Origin of the sequence: Nitrobacter vulgaris (assembly GCF_031453995.1) — a bacterium.
Classification (GTDB): Bacteria; Pseudomonadota; Alphaproteobacteria; order Rhizobiales; family Xanthobacteraceae; genus Nitrobacter; species Nitrobacter vulgaris.
Genome location: NZ_JAVDPZ010000015.1, coordinates 37,595 through 53,698, shown reverse-complemented (window position 1 = coordinate 53,698; position 16,104 = coordinate 37,595). Strand labels below are relative to the sequence as shown.

Annotated in this window: 16 protein-coding genes and 1 pseudogene; 7 read left to right on the top strand and 10 right to left on the bottom strand. The window is 60.7% G+C overall.

Features of this window, described 5'->3' with window-relative positions; translation table 11 throughout:
* Positions 1-126: 126 nt before the first annotated feature.
* Together GGQ85_RS11130 and GGQ85_RS11125 are read left to right on the top strand one after the other, a co-directional pair.
* On the top strand, positions 127-408 hold the full coding sequence (locus GGQ85_RS11130; RefSeq protein WP_079446888.1) for a GNAT family N-acetyltransferase: 282 nt from the start codon (positions 127-129) through the stop codon (positions 406-408).
* Positions 409-433: 25 nt separating this feature from the next.
* Positions 434-706 carry a GNAT family N-acetyltransferase gene (locus GGQ85_RS11125; RefSeq protein WP_309774571.1) on the top strand — a complete coding sequence of 91 codons (273 nt, stop codon included), beginning with the start codon at positions 434-436 and terminating at the stop codon, positions 704-706.
* A gap of 106 nt (positions 707-812) precedes the next feature.
* Here the strand turns inward: GGQ85_RS11125 and GGQ85_RS11120 are convergent.
* Positions 813-1,187, bottom strand: a pseudogene (locus GGQ85_RS11120) (DUF3597 domain-containing protein).
* Positions 1,188-1,602: 415 nt separating this feature from the next.
* On the opposite strand from GGQ85_RS11120, the gene GGQ85_RS11115 reads away from it, so the two are divergent.
* From GGQ85_RS11115 to GGQ85_RS11105, 3 genes are all read left to right on the top strand, one after another.
* On the top strand, positions 1,603-2,529 hold the full coding sequence (locus GGQ85_RS11115; RefSeq protein ID WP_079446891.1) for a DUF2189 domain-containing protein: 927 nt from the start codon (positions 1,603-1,605) through the stop codon (positions 2,527-2,529).
* 269 nt (positions 2,530-2,798) lie between these two features.
* Positions 2,799-4,232 (top strand): methylenetetrahydrofolate--tRNA-(uracil(54)-C(5))-methyltransferase (FADH(2)-oxidizing) TrmFO, encoded by a 1,434-nt coding sequence (trmFO, locus tag GGQ85_RS11110; protein ID WP_309774570.1) that lies wholly within the window; start codon positions 2,799-2,801, stop codon positions 4,230-4,232.
* Between the two features lie 28 nt (positions 4,233-4,260).
* The gene (locus GGQ85_RS11105) at positions 4,261-5,361 is read left to right on the top strand and encodes a serine/threonine protein kinase (protein WP_309774569.1); all 1,101 of its coding nucleotides are present in this window, start codon (positions 4,261-4,263) and stop codon (positions 5,359-5,361) included.
* A 6-nt stretch (positions 5,362-5,367) separates the two neighbouring features.
* Here GGQ85_RS11105 and GGQ85_RS11100 read toward each other — a convergent pair whose 3' ends face one another.
* From GGQ85_RS11100 to yajC, 5 genes are all read right to left on the bottom strand, one after another.
* Positions 5,368-6,228 carry a phytoene/squalene synthase family protein gene (locus GGQ85_RS11100; protein WP_309774568.1) on the bottom strand — a complete coding sequence of 287 codons (861 nt, stop codon included), beginning with the start codon at positions 6,226-6,228 and terminating at the stop codon, positions 5,368-5,370.
* A gap of 161 nt (positions 6,229-6,389) precedes the next feature.
* Positions 6,390-6,776 (bottom strand): Mth938-like domain-containing protein, encoded by a 387-nt coding sequence (locus GGQ85_RS11095; RefSeq protein ID WP_079446894.1) that lies wholly within the window; start codon positions 6,774-6,776, stop codon positions 6,390-6,392.
* The gene (secF, locus tag GGQ85_RS11090) at positions 6,773-7,813 is read right to left on the bottom strand and encodes a protein translocase subunit SecF (RefSeq protein ID WP_309774567.1); all 1,041 of its coding nucleotides are present in this window, start codon (positions 7,811-7,813) and stop codon (positions 6,773-6,775) included. Before secF ends, GGQ85_RS11095 begins: the two co-directional genes overlap by 4 nt.
* A gap of 16 nt (positions 7,814-7,829) precedes the next feature.
* The gene (gene secD, locus GGQ85_RS11085; RefSeq protein WP_309774566.1) at positions 7,830-9,431 is read right to left on the bottom strand and encodes a protein translocase subunit SecD; all 1,602 of its coding nucleotides are present in this window, start codon (positions 9,429-9,431) and stop codon (positions 7,830-7,832) included.
* Between the two features lie 42 nt (positions 9,432-9,473).
* A complete protein-coding gene (yajC, locus tag GGQ85_RS11080; RefSeq protein ID WP_079446897.1) occupies positions 9,474-9,875 on the bottom strand; it encodes a preprotein translocase subunit YajC in 402 nt (133 codons plus the stop codon).
* 187 nt (positions 9,876-10,062) lie between these two features.
* Between yajC and GGQ85_RS11075 the strand changes: the two genes are divergently transcribed.
* Complete coding sequence (locus GGQ85_RS11075) at positions 10,063-11,034, top strand: ATP-binding protein (RefSeq protein ID WP_309774565.1); 972 nt, start codon at positions 10,063-10,065, stop codon at positions 11,032-11,034.
* Positions 11,035-11,049: 15 nt separating this feature from the next.
* On the opposite strand, the gene chrA is transcribed toward GGQ85_RS11075, so the two are convergent.
* The 3 genes from chrA to GGQ85_RS11060 form a co-directional block, all read right to left on the bottom strand.
* Positions 11,050-12,243 carry a chromate efflux transporter gene (gene chrA / locus GGQ85_RS11070; protein ID WP_309774564.1) on the bottom strand — a complete coding sequence of 398 codons (1,194 nt, stop codon included), beginning with the start codon at positions 12,241-12,243 and terminating at the stop codon, positions 11,050-11,052.
* Between the two features lie 254 nt (positions 12,244-12,497).
* Positions 12,498-13,817: a peptidoglycan DD-metalloendopeptidase family protein gene (locus GGQ85_RS11065; protein WP_309774563.1), complete on the bottom strand. Its 1,320-nt coding sequence runs from the start codon at positions 13,815-13,817 to the stop codon at positions 12,498-12,500.
* A gap of 142 nt (positions 13,818-13,959) precedes the next feature.
* Positions 13,960-14,613 carry a protein-L-isoaspartate(D-aspartate) O-methyltransferase gene (locus tag GGQ85_RS11060; protein ID WP_309774562.1) on the bottom strand — a complete coding sequence of 218 codons (654 nt, stop codon included), beginning with the start codon at positions 14,611-14,613 and terminating at the stop codon, positions 13,960-13,962.
* A gap of 226 nt (positions 14,614-14,839) precedes the next feature.
* Here GGQ85_RS11060 and GGQ85_RS11055 point away from each other — a divergent pair, with 226 nt between their 5' ends.
* Entirely contained in the window at positions 14,840-15,220 is a 381-nt protein-coding gene (locus tag GGQ85_RS11055; RefSeq protein ID WP_079446901.1) for a response regulator, read from the top strand.
* Positions 15,221-15,300: 80 nt separating this feature from the next.
* On the opposite strand, the gene surE is transcribed toward GGQ85_RS11055, so the two are convergent.
* On the bottom strand, positions 15,301-16,068 hold the full coding sequence (gene surE / locus GGQ85_RS11050) for a 5'/3'-nucleotidase SurE (RefSeq protein ID WP_079447037.1): 768 nt from the start codon (positions 16,066-16,068) through the stop codon (positions 15,301-15,303).
* Positions 16,069-16,104 lie beyond the last annotated feature (36 nt).

Below are 16,104 nucleotides of genomic sequence, written 5' to 3'. Positions count from 1 at the left end.
TGGTCTGGCATCATCCAAGGCGAGCAATAGCGCAGAAATGACGGGCCGCAGGTGTTCTGCGGCTGTTGACTGGCCCACTAAAACTTTGAATGTTGCCTCTCAGGCATAAAGAGCAAAGGCTGTGAAATGTCCGAAGTCGTCAACAACATGGAAAAGCATCGCTACGAACTCGAAGTGGACGGGCATATCGCTGCAACCTACTATCGATTTCTGGACGGGGTTCTTGTCTTCACGCACACCAAGGTGCCGCCCGAACTCGAAGGCAAGGGCATCGGCTCAGAGCTGGTGAAGGGCGCGCTGGATCAGGTGCGCGCGGATAAATTCAGGGCTAGCGCTCAATGCCCCTTCGTGAAGGCGTGGCTCGAGAAACATCCGGACTATGCCGATCTGCTGAGGCCTAATTTGTGAGAAGGCGCGAGGCCCCGTCTCAGGCATGACCGCCGTCTACGACAACAAAGCCCTGAGCCGGTTTGAACTTGAAGCCGAAGGCGGCGTTGCTTTCGCAAAGTACCGCCTTGCGCCCGGTATGGTCGTGATCACTCACACAGAAGTGCCACGCGAACTGCGTGGCCGTGGCATCGCCTCGACGTTGGTGAAGGGCGCGCTGACGCTGATCCGGGCTGAGGGCCTCAAGGTCGCAGCCCGCTGCGAGTTCGTGGCCGCTTATCTCGACAAGCATCCGGAAGAAGCCAACCGAGTGGAATGAGGCCGCGTCTAACGCATGCGTTCGCAGCCTCATCAAAACGCACGCCTTTCTCTTATCGAGACGACGTGTCCATCAGCGGACCGTCCAGATGCGCTCTTCTATCCCATCAGTGCTTCATGTCGGGCGGCAACTTGCCACCGTTAGCTGCCAGTTGAGCCATCATCTGCTTATGCAGCCAGACGTTCATCGCCGCGGAATCGTTGGTGTCGCCCGGGTATTTCAGGTCCTTCGCCAGTTCCTTGCGAGCACTCAGGCTGGAGTCGACATCAAGCGCCTACATCAGATCAACGATCGAGGTCCGCCATGCCAGCTTTTCCTTCTTGGCGGTGACGGCTTTGTCGAGAATGGCCGCGACATCGACGCCCTTCGATGCCGAGCCCTCCGACGAGGGCGCAGCACCGCTACCCGCCTCACCTGTCGGTGTTGCCGCTTCGGCGTGCGTGCCGAAGACGGCGCTCATGATCTTCCCAAATATGCTCATTGTGCCGCTCCCAATTGCTTCAGTCTTTGAACCAAATTCGCGGCGGAACCTCGCGTCTATTTCCGCCGGATCGCCAAAAGAGTAACCGGCTCACTGTGGCTTGCCAATGCGGACATGCTGGCAGCGCATTCGGCACCAGTCGTATTCAAACCTGCACACTCCGCTGCAACAACAAAAACGGCAGGCAGTTGAACCAACGTGTGCCGGCATGCCGGTCACCCGGCGCAGAGTGACATCAAAATTCACTCAACCGTGAGCAACTAAAATCGCAGATCGGAATTAGAATGGTCTTACAGGTCGCGGCAAGACCAGGTTGCTTGCCCTTGCGTCTGGTCTTGATCGTGATCGTTTCCGAAGGGGCGAACTCGCGCCTTCCGGCGGCCAGAGATCGACCCGCGAAAGGGAGACAACGAACATGGCCACTTATCCTGTTGACATTACGTCACACTCGGGAATGGCCGGCGCAGACAGACCTGTGGTCCGTCACATCGGCTTACCCGACCTCCTCGATGCGTTGAGGTTGGGCTGGGAAGACTTCAAGGCGGTTCCCAGCCACGCCATCGTCCTTTGCGTTATCTATCCCATAATTGGCATTGTTTTAGCGCGAATTGCGCTTGGCTACTCGGTCCTGCCGCTCCTGTTTCCGGTCGCCGCCGGTTTTGCCCTGATTGGGCCATTTGCGGCGCTAGGACTTTATGAACTGAGCTATCGGCGCGAACTCGGCCAAGAAGCCTCCGCCTGGCATGCGTTCGGAGTGCTACGGGCGCCGTCGTTTGGATCGATGCTTGGACTGGGCGGCTTGCTCCTGGTCATTTTCTTCGTGTGGGTGGCAGTGGCTCACGCGATCTACGTGTCCACCTTCGGTAACACTCCGGCAGCGGCAATGCCCGATTTCTTCACGCAGGTCTTCGCCACGTCCGAGGGCTGGCGCATGATCATGATCGGTGTCGGCGTCGGGTTCCTGTTCGCGGCCGTCGCGCTGTGCATCAGCATTGTATCGTTCCCGCTGATGCTTCATCAACACGCCGACATGAGCGACGCCATGCTGACGTCAATGCGCGTGGTTGCGAAGAATCCGATCGCAGCTGCGGAATGGGGTCTGATCGTTGTTGTCCTGCTGACGCTCGGGTCGATTCCCTTCTTCCTCGGCCTCACGATCGTCATGCCGTTGCTGGGTCATGCGACGTGGCATCTCTATCGTAAAGCGATCGAGAGCCCTTTAACGTCGTCAGCACACGAGCCTCCGGAAACGGAGAAAGAAAAGCGCTACGCGGCCGATTTCCCGTCCGTCTTGTTGCCCCCATACGGGCGCAAGCACCGGTTCTTCGATAGTTCGGATTGACGAAAGACGTTCGTTCTCGCAAGGCTGTCTCGGTGTCGGGAGCTTTTGAACTGGCTCGCTGGCCAACCGAGGCAGCCGCTGCGTTCCACAGTCAGCATTCCTGGCAGACCAAGTCCGGACGCGAATACCGTCCACGCGTTGCAAGTGCCGGATCAGCATCCATTTCTGTTCCAGATCCAAGGCGGATCATACAAGGAAACGAGAGTGTCGTCGCCGCTACTCGCGCTAACGCGTTCCTTTTGGCTTGAAAACGCGCTACCCCTCGTCCCATGACACAGTTTGAATCCTCCCGCGCTACGGTCCATATCGTCGGCGCCGGCCTGGCCGGTTCGGAAGCCGCTTGGCAGGTCGCGAGTCAGGGCGTTCGAGTGATGCTGCACGAGATGCGACCGCACCGAATGACCGCGGCGCACCGGACCGACGGGCTGGCGGAGCTGGTCTGTTCAAATTCGTTCCGGTCCGATGATGCTTCCAACAATGCGGTCGGACTCTTACATGCCGAGATGCGCCAGCTAGGGTCGCTGATCATGCGCTGCGCCGATGCAAATCAGGTCCCGGCAGGCGGCGCGCTCGCAGTGGATCGCGATGGCTTTTCCGCTGCGGTCACCGAAACCCTTGACGCCCATCCGCTGATCGAGATCGACCGTGCCGAAATCGATAGCTTGCCGCCCGCGGACTGGAGCAACGTCATCGTCGCCACGGGTCCCCTCACCTCGACCCCTCTCGCCGCCGCGATCCGCGCATTGACCGACGAATCCGCGCTCGCCTTTTTCGACGCAATCGCGCCAATCGTTCATCGCGACTCCATCGATATGTCGAAAGCCTGGTTCCAGTCTCGTTATGACAAGGCTGGTCCGGGCGGCAGCGGCGCCGATTACATCAATTGTCCGCTGACCGAAGCGCAGTATCACGCCTTTGTGGACGCGCTGCTTGAGGGCGAGAAGGTCGACTTCAAAGACTGGGAAACCGATACCCCCTACTTCGACGGCTGCCTGCCGATCGAGATCATGGCCGAACGCGGCCGCGAAACTCTGCGCTACGGTCCGATGAAGCCGGTAGGCCTTACCAATCCGCACGATCCCACCACCAAGCCCTACGCCGTCGTCCAGCTGCGCCAGGACAACAAACTGGGCACGCTTTACAATATCGTTGGCTTTCAGACCAAACTGAAACATGGCGCGCAGACTCGCATCTTCCGTACCATTCCTGGTCTTGAAGGCGCGGAGTTTGCCCGCCTCGGCGGCTTGCATCGCAACACATTTCTGAACTCGCCGAAGCTCCTTGACACCCAGCTACGGCTGCGTGCCGAGCCGCGGCTGCGCTTTGCGGGACAAATGACCGGGTGCGAAGGTTACGTGGAATCCGCCGCTATCGGACTCATAGCCGGACTCTATGCCGCCGCGGATGCGCGGACACATACGTTTGAAGCCCCGCCGCAGACCACAGCGTTGGGTGCACTGCTCGGCCACATCACGGGCGGCCATATCGAGACCATTGACGCGGGACCACGCTCGTTCCAGCCAATGAACATCAATTTCGGATTGTTTCCCCCGCTCGCTAGTCCACCAAACAAAAAGCCGGACGGCACTCGTTTGCGCGGCAACGAAAAGGCAATCGCAAAAAAACAGGCGATCTGCGCGCGCGCGCTGTCGGACCTCGATCGCTGGATCGCGAATGCGCTTCGTCCGGCAGCAGCGGCATAGGTTCAACACGCCATCTCCAGGATCATTCATGTCACTTCCAAAGCAGGACGCAGCATTCCTGTCCATGAGCTGGACTGAAGGAGTCCTGCTGAAGCGCGACGTGTTTTCGACCGTGGAGCGCGGGCGGCTTCGGACAGCCTCCGGCGAGATCAACGCGGTGCTGCGGCGCCTCGATCAGGTGCCCTGGTGGTCGCACCTTGTGGCGAGGCATTTGTTCGAGCGGGAACGTAAGGCGCTGACACTCGCTCGCGATCTCGGCGTCGGCCCAAAACTTTTGTGGAGCGGCCGCAGCGCATTGGTGCGAGACTTCATCGATGGCGTGGCGCTGCATCTCGCCAGACCCCACGGTGACTTATCCTACTTCCGATCGGCCAAGGCAGCGCTGCGCAAGTTGCATCGCGCCGGCATATGCCACAATGATCTTGCCAAGGAACAGAACTGGCTGCGCGGCAACGAAGGCAACGCCTATCTGACGGACTTCCAGCTCGCCGCGTGCTTCAAACGACGATCACGCCTGTTTCGCATCGCTGCTTACGAAGACCTGCGGCACCTTCTCAAACACAAACGCACTTATGCGCCCGACGCCCTGACGCCACGCGAGCGTAAGTTACTTGAGCGAAAGTCGGTCATTGCGCGCATTTGGCTGATGACCGGCAAAAAGGTCTACCAAGCCGTCACGCGCGGCCTGTTCAGTTTCACCGACCGCGAAGGCGGGGGCCGACGTCTTGTCAACGATGCTCCTGTGCTGGTCGCGCGCATCAGGGAAAATCCTGCGGTCCGTGATGCCGCCATTGTTGCCTTCGCGGACCGCCGCAGCGGTGTCGGACTTTACGCCTTTGTCGAGGCAGACCTGCCCGGGCTCGAAGCGCGGTTGCGTTCCACGCTCGCCGCTGCAAACGAGCCGAAACCCCCCGAGCACATCCAGGTCGTTTCGCGCCTGCCACGCGGTGCCGGCGGCAAAGTGCGCACCGAAATCCTGCAACTCATCGCAATGAATCAGATCGATCTGATTGAGCCGTTGATCACTAGTCCGGAAGATCGTGAATTCTTCCGCGACATCCTGGGTAGCCGGAAAAACCTTCGAGACCGCTTCAACTTCGAATCGACCGACCGGGCGTTGCCGTCCTGACCTCGTTCAACCGCGAAACGGCCGAGTGCGCGATGCCCGCCACATGGTCCACAAGATACGCAGCCGCGATACGGGCCGCGGCACAAAGGGATTGATGTCAGGGCCGGTGACATCGTTCAGCGCGCGACGCGCAAGCGCGAGTGGAAGATAGACACCCCGAGACTGCGGCGGCAGATTGGGCAGTAGACCCAGCGCCACCTCCAGATGCGATCGTGCTTCATCGGCCAGTTTGCCAATGGCCACGCGAAGTGAAGGCGTGTCCCGGCCCGCGAACATCTGTTCCAGATCGACGCCGTGCTGCTCCAGCAACGGCAGCGGCACATACGACTGCCGCCGCGAAGCGTCAAAACCGAACTTGGCGATAACCCGCGCCATGCCGTCCGCGAGACCAGCGTGTCGCGCCAGATGATCCGTCTCGTCTGATCGGTGTCCGACGACGCGCGAGGCGAGCGAAAACAGCGCGCACGATGTATCGCCGAGGTATCGTTCTAACGCCGTCATGTCCGGCATCGGATCGTTGTAGAGATCGAACTGATGCGCTTCGATCAGTCGCGACAACAGCTCGACCGGCAGACCATGATCCCGGATCGCTAGCAAAAGTTCTGCCGCGACTGGATTACCTTCAACGCCGCCATGTCCAGTGCCGCTAACCATATCGATCCACCATTGCAGGCGGATTTCGCCCGGCAACGGCTGGGTGATCTGCTCTCGTACCCTGACGATCTCCACGTTGAAAGCATAGAGAGCCAGCAGAGCACGACGACACCGGAGCGGTGCGAACAAAGTCGTCGCATAGTTGTCGAAGTCATGAGTTCGCACGAGTTCCGCGCAAAACGCCGCGGACGTGTTCTCCGTTGTACCGTTCATGACACCACAATCATGCGCGCTAGAGTTTTTCACCTATAGGGAGCTCATCAACATGACGCTTGCCACTATACGGCGATCACGCCGTCAGGCGCTGCCTTGATTTAGCGTTTGTCATGGAACGGCTATCAGCGCCGTCAGGCGCTGCCGATGGCGGGAGGAAATCATGGAACGGCTATCAGCGCCGCCGCGACCCTGCGCCGTTCGCCCAGCATGATGTTGTAAGTCCGGATCGCCGGTCCCGTGAGCATGGTGTCCACTCCGATGTTAACGCGGCGCAGGGCTGTACGCAGCTCGGTGGGAACAAGCCAGACCTCTGTCCCGGTACCGATTAACAGCGTATCGATTAGAGGCGAGCCCGCAAACACACGCGCCAGCGCATGACGGTCGATGTCATCCGCGCGCGTTACGGGCCACGCCCAGACGCCGTCCGGCAGGCAAAGCAGCGAACCGCGATGCGACATGGTGTCGAAGCGAAAGCCACCGTTGCCATAAGCCTCGATGACGGCCGGCCGCGGAAGATGCGGCACGCCCGGCGGGTCGGCACTCACGGCTTTGCTGGCTTCTGCGATTTAGCCGGCTTCTCGGGTTTGGCCGGCTTCTCCTCGACATCGGCACGGCTCTCACCGACGCCAAGGTAGATCAAAATCGGAGCCGCGATAAAGATCGAGGTGTAGGTACCGACCAGCACCACGCCGAAGGTCATCACCGCGGTGAAGCTGTGGATGGCCGGTCCGCCGAACAGCAGCAAAGCGACCAGCGCCAGGGTCACCGTGACGTGAGTGATGATCGAGCGCGAAAGCGTCGAGTTGATCGACGCGTTGAGCAGTTCGGGCATCGGCATTTTCTTGTAACGCCGCAGCATTTCGCGGATCCGGTCGTAAATAACGACGGTGTCGTTGAGCGAGTAGCCGAGGATTGTCAAAAGCGCCGCGATGCTTGTGAGGTCGAAGTCGACCTGCGAAATCGACATAAAGCCGATGGTCAGCACGATGTCATGGACGTTCGCGACCATGGCTCCGAGCGCAAACTGCCACTCAAACCGGAACCAGAGATACATCAGGATGCCGAGGATCGCCAGCATCAGGCCGACCATGCCGTAGGCAAGGAGTTCGCCGGACACGCGCGGCCCGACCACCTCGACTCTGCGATAGTTGACGCTGTCGCCCAGCGCGCCGCGCACCTTCTGCACCGCAGCCTGCTGTGCGGCGTCTCCGCCCGGCTGCTCTGCGACGCGGATCAGAACTTCCGTCGGGCCGCCGAACTGTTGAAGCTGGACATCGCCGAGGCCGAGACCGTTCAGCGTCGAGCGCATCGCCGCGATGTCAACCTCGCCCGACTTGGCTTGCACCTCGAGCAGCGTGCCGCCCTTGAAGTCGATGCCGAAATTCAAGCCATGCGTGAAGAACAACGTGATCGCGACGATCGAAAGCACGGCGGAAATCGGAAAGCTGATGCGGCGGAAGCGCGTGAAATCGAAACGCGTGTCGTCGGGAACGATCCGCAGCGAAGGCAGCAGGCCGAAGCAACTGACGATGGTCAGTACGACGATGAGGGCACCGAGCCCGATTAAGATCCATTGGGTCACAGCCGGCTCCGGGTCATCAGATCGGCACGGTTTGCGGTCGCTTCCAGCGCACCCAGGTCGCGACGATCAGCCGGGTCACCTCGAATGCAGTGAACACCGTTGTAATGATGCCGATGCCGAGCGTTACGGCGAACCCGCGCACCGGGCCGGTGCCGATATAAAACAACACGGCGGCAGCGATGAACGTCGTGATGTTGGAATCCAGAATCGTTGCCAGCGCCCGCTTGAAGCCGGCGTCGATGGCCGAAATAGCAGTACGACCGCCCCGGATTTCTTCACGGATGCGTTCATAGATCAACACGTTGGAATCGACCGCGATGCCTACGGTCAGCACGATGCCGGCAATGCCGGGCAGCGTCAGTGTCGCGTTCAGCAACGATAGCACGCCGAAGATCATGGCAACGTTGATGGCGACGGCGATGTTGGCAAATACCCCGAACAGCCGATAAGTCAGCAGCATAAACAGGATCACCATGATCGATCCGACATAGGCGGCGAGTTCGCCCTTTTCGATCGAATCCTGTCCGAGGCCGGGTCCGACTGTGCGCTCCTCGATGATTGTCAGCGGCGCCGGCAACGCGCCGGCACGTAGCAGGATCGCAAGATCGTTGGCCTCCTGCACCGTAAAATTCCCGGAAATCTGACCGGAGCCGCCGGTGATCGGTTCACGGATGACCGGTGCCGAAATCACCTCATTGTCGAGGATGATGGCGAACGGCTGTCCGACGTTTTCGGTTGTCGCCTGGGCGAATTTTCGCGCGCCGTTGCTGTTGAAGCGGAAAGTCACGATCGGCTCGCTGGTACGCGAATCGAATCCTGGCTGAGCATCGGTCAAATCGCCGCCGGAGACGAGCACCTGCTTCTTGATGACGTAAGGCGTCTTGGGCGCCTGCGAACTCATCAACACGTCGGAATCGGCAGGCACCCGGCCCTGCACGGCCTGATCAGGAGAAACGCTCGAATCGACCATGCGGAAGTCCATCTTGGCGGTCTTGCCGAGGATTTCCTTTAGCCGCGTCGGGTCCTGCAATCCCGGCACCTGTACCAGAATGCGGTCGGCGCCCTGACGCTGGATCAGGGGCTCGACGGTGCCGAGCTCGTTGACGCGCTTCTCGATGATCTGAATCGATTGTTCAACCGACTGGCGGATGCGGTCAGTGATGGCAGCCTGCGGCACCGTCAGGCGGACCAGCCCGCCGTCCGCGCTGCTGACTTCGAGGCTACGCTGGCCGTTCGAGCCGAGCAGACCTCCAAGCGGCTGCGATAACTCACGCAACTTGCCTAGCGCGGTCTGGAATTCCTCCTCTTTGCTGATACGGACCTCGACGGCGCCATTCTTGGCGGCAAGGCCGGTATAAGCGATCCGTGCGTCGCGTAGCGCCTTGCGGGCGTCATCGCGAACCTGATCAAGCTTCTCTTTTTTGACGTAGTTGGAATCGACCTCAAGCAGCAGATATGAACCGCCCTGAAGATCGAGTCCGAGCACGATGTGGCGTTGCGCCCATTTCGGCCATGTCTTGACCTGTGCCTCGGGAAAGAAGTTAGGCACGGCGCACAGGCAGATCGCGAGAGCGGTCATGATGATCGCCAGCGCCTTCCACCGTGTAAAATACAACATCGAGATAACTCGTCAGATTCGAGGAATGATCGCCTGGGCCACCTAGCTCGCCGCGGCGTCGTCCTTGGAGCCATCTCCTTTAGCGGCGCCCTTTGCCGATTCACCTTTTGTCGGCTCGCCCTTGGCCGGCTCGCCCTTGGCGCGGACAATCGAAATCATCTGCCGCATCTGCCGCACCCGGACGCCGTCCGCGATCTCGAACTCGATCTGGTCGTCATCCACCACTTTGGTGACCTTTCCGACGAGACCGCTTGACGTGATGACGGTGTCACCTCGACGGATATTTTTCACCAATTCGTTGTGCTCTTTCGCCTTCTTTTGCTGGGGCCGGATGATCAGAAAATACATAATGATGAAGATCAGCGCGAAGGGCAGCAGCGACATCAACAAGTTGTTGGTGTCGGTGGCGCCGGCGGCCTGGGCAAAGGCAGGGGTAATAAACATTCGGGCTATTCCTTGGGAGCAAACCGGCACGAGCACAGAGTCAGGCCGATCAAGGGCAAATTCGCGCGGACTATAACGGCCACGGTCCCAATTGCAACGCCACCAGACCCTTGATCGGGCCTCATTATTCCGCTGCTTGCAGGAGCCAGGTCACCTCGCTAAGGGTGCGCGCTCAGGAAAGGCAAAGATGGCAAAAAAGTCTCGGAAAACAAGCCTTCGAAAGACCCCTCTTAAGGTGCCAGGAGATCACTCCGGTCGTCGGGGGGGCGCGACAAAAGGTCGGAAAGCGGCCGTTGCATCCGATGCCGCGGACCGGATCGCCTGTGCTCTCGAAGTGATCGCCGCCGCCACGACTGCCGCCGCTGAACGGATCGACAATCGCGCTGCAATGACGCGCGCCGACGCACTCGTCTGGCATCCTGACGGACGATTGATGCCGGTTTCGCGAGTCAGCCGCGTCGATCTTGGCCTGCTCAAGAGCATCGACCGAGTGCGCGACATCCTGATGGAGAACACTGTTCGCTTTGCCAAGGGCCTGCCAGCGAACAACGCCCTGCTCTGGGGAGCGCGCGGCATGGGCAAGTCGTCGCTGGTGAAGGCGGCACATGCCAGTGTCAATGCCGAAGTCGACGGCCTGCTCAAGCTGATCGAAATTCACCGCGAGGACATCGAAAGCCTGCCCGGCCTGATGGAACTGCTTCGCTCATCTGAGTTTCGTTTCATCGTATTTTGCGACGACCTGTCGTTCGACGGCAATGACGCTTCGTACAAGTCGCTGAAGGCCGCGCTCGAGGGCGGCATCGAAGGACGCCCCGGCAACGTCATCCTGTACGCGACATCAAACCGTCGTCACCTGCTGTCGCGCGACATGATCGAGAACGAGCGATCGACCGCGATCAATCCCGGCGAGGCCGTCGAGGAAAAGGTCTCGCTATCCGACCGCTTCGGCCTTTGGCTCGGCTTTCATCAATGTAGCCAGGATGACTATCTCGCGATGGTGCGCGGGTATTGCTCCCACTTCGGCATCAGGCTCGACGATGCTGAACTGAAACGGGAGGCGCTGGAATGGTCGGCCACGCGCGGCTCGCGTTCCGGCCGCGTTGCCTGGCAATTTACACAAGGGCTCGCAGGCCGGCTTGGCGTGCGGATCGCGACGTAATCCACCTGCTGCAATTCACAGTGCCGCCAGCAGCTCCGCGCAGACGGCGCAACCGACAACGACCAGCCAGGGCGGCGTTCGCCACACGAGCAACAACACAAAGGCAACCACAGCCAGCCCGAAGTCTCCCTTGGACAGAATGCCCGAAGTCCAGACCGGATTGTAAAAGGCGGCCAACAAAAGGCCGACGACCGCGGCGTTGATGCCGCGCAGCATCGCCCTCGTCGCGGTCCGCCGCCGCAATGCGTCCCAGAACGGCATCACGCCGATGACGAGCAGGAAGGACGGCAGGAAGATCGCAACAAGACACAGCGCAGCCGTTTTCCAGCCGCCGATCGCCGCGCCGAGATAGGCGGAAAACGTGAAAAGCGGCCCCGGCACGGCTTGCGCAGCGCCATAGCCCGCCAGGAACGCATCGTTACTCACCCATCCCGGCGGCACCACCTGCGCCTGGAGCAGCGGCAGCACCACATGTCCGCCGCCGAACACAAGCGAACCGGTGCGGAAGAAGGTATCGAAGAGCCGCAAGTCCGCATTGCCCGAGACGGCCGACACGACAGGCAATCCCACGAGCAAAATGGCGAATACCGCCAGCGCGAATATCGCAATCGCCCTGTTCGTCCGCGGTGTTGCACCGAAGTGATCCGCCGGTACGGCCTCGCGCTTCAACACGGTCATGCCGGCGATCGCACCGACAACGATCGCGCCGATCTGCCCCCAGACTGAATCGATCACCAGCGCCGTGACGGCTGCCAACGCCGCGACGCTGGCGCGCTCGCGATCGGGCGTCAGCGTTCGCGCCATGCCGAGAATCGCGAGCGCCACCACTGCGACGGCGGCCACCTTCAGGCCATGCAACCACCCGCTACCCAACGCGCTCCCGAACAAGGATATGCCGTAGGCGAATGTAACCAGTGCCAGAGCCGACGGCAGCGTGAACGCCGTCCACGCCGCGACCGCTCCGGCGTAACCGGCGCGCGCCAGACCGATGGCTATGCCGACCTGGCTGGATGCAGGGCCCGGCAGGAACTGGCACAGCGCGACAAGATCGGCGAAGTCCTTTTCTTCAAGCCATTTCCGCTTGATCACGAATTCATCGCGGAAGTAGCCGAGATGAGCAACGGGACCGCCGAACGCTGTCAGGCCGAGCTTCAAAAATGCCGCAAATACCTCGACCGCGCGCCGCTCCCCACGCACATGGGACGTCATGCGATAGGACCTGCCATGAGCATTGATTCCCACAAGTTCAATGGTCCCCGGCCCGACACCCTTCGTGCGCCAAATCCGTCTCAGTTGACGTCATCCTGAACCTATACTGCCGTAAGCGTTATATTTATCCGGAATTCACGATTCGATCGCGCAAACATCGTTGCAGCGAGTATCAAAACGGAGTTGGCCGCGAAGCGGACTTCGCGGCCAACTCAGGTGTATAATAATCTGGACTAACGGAACCGCTTAGAATCTCATGCCCCATTAAGGAAGTTCAGTGGGTCAACCGGTGTCGATCCCTTTCGGATCTCAAAGTGAAGCTGCGGCGACCCCGCCTCGCCCGACTGACCCGATTTGGCAATGACCTGTCCGCGCTTGATGGAATCTCCGCGCTTCACCAGCACGTCACTCGCATGGGCATATGCGGTCACGTAGCCGTTGGAATGCCGAACCAGAACCAGGTTGCCGTATCCCTTAAGTTCGTTGCCGGCATAAGCAACGACGCCATCCTCGGCAGCCTTTACCGGTGTGCCCTCGGGTACGGCGACGTTGATGCCGTCATTGGATTTGCCGTTGGTCCGGGCGCCATAGGCCGTGATCACGCGGCCACGCACCGGCCAGCGGAATGTCGGCAAAGCGCCGGTTGCCTCTGCGTCTTTCACCGCATGTTTGACCACGGCTGCTTCGGGTGTCGCCGTCGCAACCGCGAGGTTGACCTTCTGCACCGGACCAGCGGGCGCAGCAGCCGCGTGAACTGCCGGCATAGGCGCAGGTGTAGCAAGAGGTGCGGTCGAAACGGCAACAGGCTGCGTGGACGCCACAGCAACCTTCGTCGGCACCGTGATCTTCATGCCGGTCGTCAGTTTCGCGCCCGATTGTAATCCGTTCGCGCGAGCAAGCTCTCCGACGGAAACGTGATTGCGGCGCGCGATGCTCATCAGCGTGTCGCCGCGATTGACGTAGTGGGTACCGGACGCAGCCATAGCGCCCACAGGCTTCGCGGCCGGAGCAGTTTGGGTCTCCGCCACTGACGCGCGCTTCGGAATGATCAGCCGCTGGCCAGGTTGCAACCGGCGAGGACCGTGGTAGCCGTTGGCCTTCAGGATTTCAGCAGTGGATACGCCATATCGGCGCGACAATCCTTCCAGCGTATCGCTGGTGCCGACAATGATCGGGGTGCTGCCGCTATGATTCCAGCCGTCCCGCGCTGTGACAGCACTGGCGGGCTCGATCGGGTGCACGGGAGCCGAATGCGAAACGACGCTGCGTTCATTGCCCGATGCAACCGGATAGGATTTTGGCGTCGATATCGGAGGCAGCGGTTGGGATTGGTATTGCGGGCGCGAATACTGCGGCAACTCGTTGCGTTGAATTGGAGCCACGGGAGCGGCGGGCGCCGCAGGCACCGCGCCGGTCGTGTCGCGCTGCCATCCGAAATTTGATTGCTGGGGGTCGATTTGAGCGAGGCGCGAGGACATGTCCGCGCTGCATCCGGCAAAACCGATGGACACCAGCGCCAGCACCGCTACTTGCGGTACGCGACGCGAGTAAAGCAACTCGACGACACGGGACATGTTACTCACTCATACGCAACTTGATACAAATTGAGTAAACACCCCCGGCAGTAAACAAGCCTTTAACCCTGACACGCCGCGGCCTTCAAAATTAACATCGCTGGAACAATGTGTTGCGGCAGCCGCCGGACGGGGGGCCGGGTTAGAGTTCGCGGGCGATACCCGGCAGCGCCGGCACGAAGCGGACGTCGATCAGCTCCTTGCGGATAATTCCAGCGGCGGCACGTCGCAGGAGGATCAGTGTCTGCCGTCCATTCTGCGGACCGACAGGTGCTATCAAAAGCCCCTCCGGCTCAAGCCGGGTCGTCAGCGCCTCTGGAATCTGCTCCATTGCCGCAGTCACCATGATGCGGTCGAACTGCCCTGCTCCGGCAGGAATGTCGAAGCCATCCCCCAGCAGAACTTCTATATTATCGTAACCGAGTTGCTCCAGCCGGACACGGGCGCGATCCGCGAGCACCCGATATCGTTCGATAGTCACGACCTTGCGGCAAAGGCGCGACAGGATAGCGGTCTGATAGCCTGAGCCGGTGCCGATCTCCAGCACCCGGTCATCGTCACGTAATTCCAGCCGCTCGGTCATGTAGGCGACAACGAAAGGCTGGCTGATGGTTTGCCCGCAGGCGATGCCGAGCGCGGTATCGCACCAGGCATCCTCGCGATCGTCCTGTTCGACGAAAGCATCGCGCGGGACGTTATCCATCGCGCGAAGCACGCGCTGATCGCTGATACCGCGTCGCCGCAGGTTTAGCTGAAACATCATCTTTTCGGGCGGCAAACGATCCGCGGGGGACATGGGCGAACTCTCAAGCGCTGGCGCTTCGCCGAACGATTACCACGATAAGTTGACGCAATCTGCGCAGATCACCCGCCGGGTCAATCCGGCGGGACAAGTATTTGTTCCGGCGGAAACAGCCCGCGCGACGGCTCAGGCCGTCCTGCCCGGGCGCGACAACGGCACGGATTGCGTTCGTCCGCATAATTTGCGACCCTGCGTTGGCCGAAAGATCGAGATTTCTACCATGGTATCAACAAGGCCGCCCGGCGGCTCGGTATTCCTCGTCGAAGACGAGGTGATGATCCGTATGATGGTTGCGGATATGCTGGAGGAACTCGGCTATAGCATCGCCGCCGAAGCGGGCGACATCGAGCAAGCTCTGGAGCTCGCGCATACCACTAACTTTGACGTCGCGATTCTCGACGTCAACGTCAACGGAAAGCTGATTTCCCCCGTGGCCGAGGTCATCGCGGGCCGCAACCGGCCCTTCATCTTCGCAACGGGCTATGGCACGCAAGGGCTTCCGCCCGAATATCGCAACCGTCCATCCTTGCAGAAACCCTTCCAGATGGATGGTCTTGCCGCCGTGATCCAGCGCACGCTCAAGGGCAGCGCCGCGGCCTGAGCCAGCCGAACAAGGCGGCGAACGGCCGCTTTGAAGTCGGGCGTCTTTATCTTCTGCAAGCGACAAGACACCAAGCAAGTCTACTTGAAGCGCGCCTTCAAGATTTCGCCGAACGCATCGTCGGTGCGGTCCAACCGCAGCGGCGTCACCGAGACACACTGCGCCGCGATCGCCGCGAGATCGGTGCCCGACGCGGGCGTATCCACGGCGTCGGCCTTCTCGAATCCGATCCAGAAGTACGGATTGCCGCGGCCGTCGCGCCGTTCATGGATCTTGAGAAAACCGAGATTGCGCTTCCCCATCCGCGTCACCAGAACCCCGGCCACCTCCTCCGGCGCGCAGGCCGGAAAATTGACGTTGACCACCGTGTTCTTCGGGATGCCGATATCGATCACCTTGCGGAGGATCTGCGGCGCGAACGTAAGCGCGGTTTCCCACACCGGCCTGTCGCCGGTCTCCAGGCTGAACTCCTGCGACAGCGCGAAAGACGGCAGCCCAAGCATCGTGCCCTCCAGCGCTCCCGCGATGGTGCCGGAATACACCACGTCCTCGGCGAGGTTGCGGCCGCGATTGACGCCGGACAGCACGAGATCCGGCCCTTTGTCGCCGAGAATGTGCCGCGATCCCATGATCACGCAGTCGGTCGGTGTGCCCTTCACCGCAAAATGGCGGGGTCCGAGTTCGCGCAGCCGCAGCGGATCGTTGAGCGTCAGCGAATGCGAGACGCCGGACTGATCGTGCTCGGGTGCGACCACCCAGACATCGTCGGACAGCTCCTTTGCTATCTGCTCGATGATCTCGAGGCCCGGTGCGTGGATGCCATCATCATTGGTACAGAGAATCCGCATTCGTGAGATTGCCTCTTTCGGCCGCCGCGAGAGCGT

What these genes read in the sequence shown, in the direction of transcription:
- chrA (WP_309774564.1), bottom strand. Translation starts at nt 12,243, where the DNA reads ATGACGTCCCATGTGCGTGGGGAGCGGCGCGCGGTCGAGGTATTTGCG.
- GGQ85_RS11075 (WP_309774565.1), top strand. Translation starts at nt 10,063, where the DNA reads ATGGCAAAAAAGTCTCGGAAAACAAGCCTTCGAAAGACCCCTCTTAAG.
- surE (WP_079447037.1), bottom strand. Translation starts at nt 16,068, where the DNA reads ATGCGGATTCTCTGTACCAATGATGATGGCATCCACGCACCGGGCCTC.
- trmFO (WP_309774570.1), top strand. Translation starts at nt 2,799, where the DNA reads ATGACACAGTTTGAATCCTCCCGCGCTACGGTCCATATCGTCGGCGCC.
- yajC (WP_079446897.1), bottom strand. Translation starts at nt 9,875, where the DNA reads ATGTTTATTACCCCTGCCTTTGCCCAGGCCGCCGGCGCCACCGACACC.
- GGQ85_RS11065 (WP_309774563.1), bottom strand. Translation starts at nt 13,817, where the DNA reads ATGTCCCGTGTCGTCGAGTTGCTTTACTCGCGTCGCGTACCGCAAGTA.
- GGQ85_RS11055 (WP_079446901.1), top strand. Translation starts at nt 14,840, where the DNA reads ATGGTATCAACAAGGCCGCCCGGCGGCTCGGTATTCCTCGTCGAAGAC.
- GGQ85_RS11100 (WP_309774568.1), bottom strand. Translation starts at nt 6,228, where the DNA reads ATGAACGGTACAACGGAGAACACGTCCGCGGCGTTTTGCGCGGAACTC.
- GGQ85_RS11125 (WP_309774571.1), top strand. Translation starts at nt 434, where the DNA reads ATGACCGCCGTCTACGACAACAAAGCCCTGAGCCGGTTTGAACTTGAA.
- GGQ85_RS11105 (WP_309774569.1), top strand. Translation starts at nt 4,261, where the DNA reads ATGTCACTTCCAAAGCAGGACGCAGCATTCCTGTCCATGAGCTGGACT.
- GGQ85_RS11060 (WP_309774562.1), bottom strand. Translation starts at nt 14,613, where the DNA reads ATGTCCCCCGCGGATCGTTTGCCGCCCGAAAAGATGATGTTTCAGCTA.
- secD (WP_309774566.1), bottom strand. Translation starts at nt 9,431, where the DNA reads ATGTTGTATTTTACACGGTGGAAGGCGCTGGCGATCATCATGACCGCT.
- GGQ85_RS11130 (WP_079446888.1), top strand. Translation starts at nt 127, where the DNA reads ATGTCCGAAGTCGTCAACAACATGGAAAAGCATCGCTACGAACTCGAA.
- GGQ85_RS11115 (WP_079446891.1), top strand. Translation starts at nt 1,603, where the DNA reads ATGGCCACTTATCCTGTTGACATTACGTCACACTCGGGAATGGCCGGC.